Here is a 3,436-nt window from a genome sequence, read left to right on the forward strand (position 1 = left end):
ATCGGAAGCGGGGCCAAAGCTGCCGACACGCCGAGCGGTGAGGAATTCAGCACCGCCTACCCCAATCCCGCGCCCGGTTACGACGCGCCCGGCACCTACTCGAACGATCCTTACGCGCAGCCGCAGCAGCCCGCGCCGCCAGCCGCAGCACGCGGCTGGAGTGGCCAGTCGACATCGCCATCGAACGGCTATGGCGCTTCCGGCAGCGGCTACGGCAGCCAGGCTTATGGCAGCGGACAGGCCGGCGGCATCCAGGGCGGCAGCTTCGCCGGCCGTGGCCAGACGCAAGGCGCGGGCACTGCGAATCCCTACAGCAGCGGCAAGACCTTCACCAAACCGCCGAAGACCAACGTCGATCCCTCGGCGTTCGGCGGCGGCGCCACTGGCAGCAACGGCTGGCCGCAGCAGAACACCGAAACGCCGTCGCCCACGCCGTACTGATCCCCCATTCGCAACACAGGAGCCCGTCATGTTCCCCAAACCACTTTCCGTTTTTGCGCTGATCGCGCTGGCTGGCGCCAGCACATTACCCATGCACAGCTACGCCGCCAGCAAGGCGGTGGTAGACGACACCGAGAACTCGAAGGAGCTCGAATCGGTGGGCGTTCCGAAGGTCAAGCGCAAGGTCTCGGTCACCGTCTACGAAGTGCGCAGCGCGGTCAGCGAACTCAATGTGCGCGCCGCCACCGACATGTTCACCACGGAGCTGGTCAAGAGCCGGCGCTTCCGCGTGGTGGAGCGCAGCAACCTCGCTGGCGGCGTGTCGCAGGAGCATCAGTTGAATTCGAGTGGCGCGTCGACCGGCAACGTCGCCAGCCAGCAATTGCGCGGCGCGCAGCTGATCTTCGAAGCAGTGATCTCGGAAGCCAATGCCGATGGCGGCGGCAGCGACGGCGCACTGACCGTGGCCGGCGTGACCTTGGGCGGCAACAAGAGCAAGGGCAGCATCGGCATGGACGTGCGGGTGCTCGATGCCGGCAATGGCGACGTGCTTGACGCCGTCAACGTCACCAAGAAACTGTCGTCCGGCGGCTTCAGCATCGCCGGCATCGGTTCGGCGGTGGACACGGTGATGTCGAAGACCACCGGCAAATCGCTGGGTGATCTGACGCCGGACGGCGGCGCCTCGGTCAGCAGCAACGAAAGCGTCGACAAAGCGGTGCGCGCGCTGATCGAAGCCTCGGTAAAGGAACTGGCGAGCCGCTCGCCGGAATGGTTCGAGGAATAAGCATGCGAGGCCGCTTGCTGATCGGAGGCACGCTGCTCGGCCTGAGCCTCGCCGGCCTGGTTCAGGCCGAATCATCGCGCCGCAGCTTGCAGGGCTCCACCGAACAGGCAGCCGATGCCCAGGGCTGGAACGGCCGTTTGCCGGACGGCGCCGATCCACGCGCGCTGACCGGCGCCGGCAGCCGGCTGGGTCTCGATGCCGATTACGGCGCCGGCAACGCTTACGGCAGCTACGGAACCCGCTACGGCTTCGATCCCGGCCCTTGCGGCTGGAACGATGGCCGCGTCCTGCGCGGTGGTGGTCACACGGCGGGCAGCCTCGATGGCGGCAGCTTCCGCAGCACCGTTCGCTGTGCCGATGGCTATCCCGGCCTGCCGCTGCGGCAGCGCCCTGCGCCGGCCCCGATTCAACTCTGGGACCAAGCGCCCTACCTCGGCTACGACGACGCACCGTACCGGCGCTGAACCGCCAGCCTGTCGTGATCGCACGCTGCTTCGCGTCTATCCAGACAAGACCACCCACCGGAGTCATGCCGATGTCGATCCACGCCACGCCAAGTCTGCGCATCCTTGCCACCACCACGCTCGGCCTCGGCCTGCTCGCTGCGCCGCTTGCCAGCATGGCCGCGCCGATCATCAAGCCGGATGTCTCCAACGCCCGCTGCAAGCTGATTCCGCCGGACACCATGGCCGAATACCTGCGCGTGCACGACGTGTTCTTCAGCGCGCCCGGCGTCAGCGTGCCGTTCAAGGCCGGCGACGTGCTCAAGGATCAGCAGCCGATCAAGATCGAATACAAGGCGCCGAAGGACGCGACGCTGAGCTACGAGATCGGCTGGCTCGGCGCCTGCGGCGTCCACACGAACGCCATCCTGGTGCTGCGCGAAGAAGTCCGCGGCAGCGGCAGCTGGAGCGCCATCGTCTCCACCTCCACTTCCGGTGCGGAAATTCCCGATGGCACACCCGCAGTGCTCACCTTGATCCAGACCGTTTCCGAGCCGCTGCCGAAGGGCGCCGGCATGTTCGCGATGCCGAAGGTCAAAAACACCACCGTTGGCGAATACACGATCCGGATCAATCCGCCGAAGAATTGAGGTCTCGCGGTAGGGTCGACACGGCCCTGCCGGTGCTTCGTGTAGAAAGTGATGGAGCCGTTCAGGAAGCGCTCAGCTTCGAACGGCCAATCTTGCGTCGCTCGATGACGCAGCAGCTCCCAAGCTCTGGGGGCGTGCAGCGACCCGGCACGCAACGGCCCAATCCGGGCCATCACAGGACCACGCGCAGCGACCATGACCATGTCCAAGAACCTGAACAAAGTGTTGATCTCGATGGCAGTCGTCATCGCCCCGTTGTCGACATACGCGGACGGCCGCGGACATGGTCGTGACAATTACGACGATGGCTACGGCAACCCGACGGTTGACGTCTCCGCCTTCGCAGGCGCGAACTTCCAGACCATCGACGACGGTTTCGACTCCACCAACCCGGATGGCTACGACCTCGGCGTGCGCGGCAAGATCTTCTTCGGCCACGGCCTGTTCCTCGGCGGCGAATACACCTACGCCAATGCCGATGACCAGTTCGCCGGCGACAAGGTGAAATACAAGCTCGACGAATTCCGCCTCGGCGGCGGCCTGCTGATGCCGATCGCGCCGGAATTCAAGCTGGGCGGCTACGCGCACTACGTCAACCAGCAGGTCGATACCACCTACCTGGGCGACACCACCAACGGCAAGGCCACCGGCTACGACGTCGGCGGCCTGATCGAATTCAATCCTTCGCGCCGCGCCCAGATCTACGGCCGCCTCGGCTACATCAGCCTGGAGCCGGAGAACAACAATAACGACAGCGCCCGCGCCGACGGCGTCGACCTGCTCGTGGGCCTGAGCTACAAGATCACCCGCGAAACCAGCCTGTTCGGCGAATACCGCTACACCAACCTGCAGGACGACTTCAGCGAGTCCGACTACAGCTCGGTGCGTGGCGGCGTGCGCTTCCAGTTCTGATCGCCGTCAAAGCTTTTCCAGTTGAATGAAAACCTGAATAGCCGTCATGCCCGCGCAGGCGGGCATCCAGTTTTGGACGTAGCACGCCGCATCAGAACTGGATTGTTGAGCGCATCCATGCGCTCACCCTGCTAGCGCAGGCTTCCGCGTCGATTCGCTCCCAGCGAATCGATCCCGCCTGCGCGGGAATGACGAGTGGTTGC

The 3,436-nt window shown here is 65.2% G+C and carries 4 protein-coding genes and 1 pseudogene; all 5 read left to right on the forward strand.

What is annotated here, in order from left to right:
• Window positions 1-441, forward strand: a pseudogene (locus tag QZY06_RS04575) (hypothetical protein); the annotation flags it as partial.
• 28 nt (window positions 442-469) lie between these two features.
• A complete protein-coding gene (locus QZY06_RS04580; protein ID WP_295680797.1) occupies window positions 470-1,228 on the forward strand; it encodes a CsgG/HfaB family protein in 759 nt (252 codons plus the stop codon).
• A gap of 2 nt (window positions 1,229-1,230) precedes the next feature.
• Window positions 1,231-1,692: a hypothetical protein gene (locus QZY06_RS04585; protein ID WP_295680800.1), complete on the forward strand. Its 462-nt coding sequence runs from the start codon at window positions 1,231-1,233 to the stop codon at window positions 1,690-1,692.
• A gap of 71 nt (window positions 1,693-1,763) precedes the next feature.
• Complete coding sequence (locus QZY06_RS04590) at window positions 1,764-2,321, forward strand: hypothetical protein (RefSeq protein WP_295680804.1); 558 nt, start codon at window positions 1,764-1,766, stop codon at window positions 2,319-2,321.
• Between the two features lie 195 nt (window positions 2,322-2,516).
• Complete coding sequence (locus tag QZY06_RS04595) at window positions 2,517-3,233, forward strand: outer membrane beta-barrel protein (protein ID WP_295680807.1); 717 nt, start codon at window positions 2,517-2,519, stop codon at window positions 3,231-3,233.
• The last annotated feature ends 203 nt before the right edge of the window (window positions 3,234-3,436 follow it).

Origin of the sequence: uncultured Nevskia sp. (genome assembly GCF_903885465.1) — a bacterium.
Lineage (GTDB): Bacteria > Pseudomonadota > Gammaproteobacteria > Nevskiales > Nevskiaceae > Nevskia.

Bases quoted from the DNA above. Each gene is read 5' to 3' on its own strand.
- QZY06_RS04585 (WP_295680800.1), top strand. From the start codon at position 1,231: ATGCGAGGCCGCTTGCTGATCGGAGGCACGCTGCTCGGCCTGAGCCTC.
- QZY06_RS04590 (WP_295680804.1), top strand. From the start codon at position 1,764: ATGTCGATCCACGCCACGCCAAGTCTGCGCATCCTTGCCACCACCACG.
- QZY06_RS04580 (WP_295680797.1), top strand. From the start codon at position 470: ATGTTCCCCAAACCACTTTCCGTTTTTGCGCTGATCGCGCTGGCTGGC.
- QZY06_RS04595 (WP_295680807.1), top strand. From the start codon at position 2,517: ATGACCATGTCCAAGAACCTGAACAAAGTGTTGATCTCGATGGCAGTC.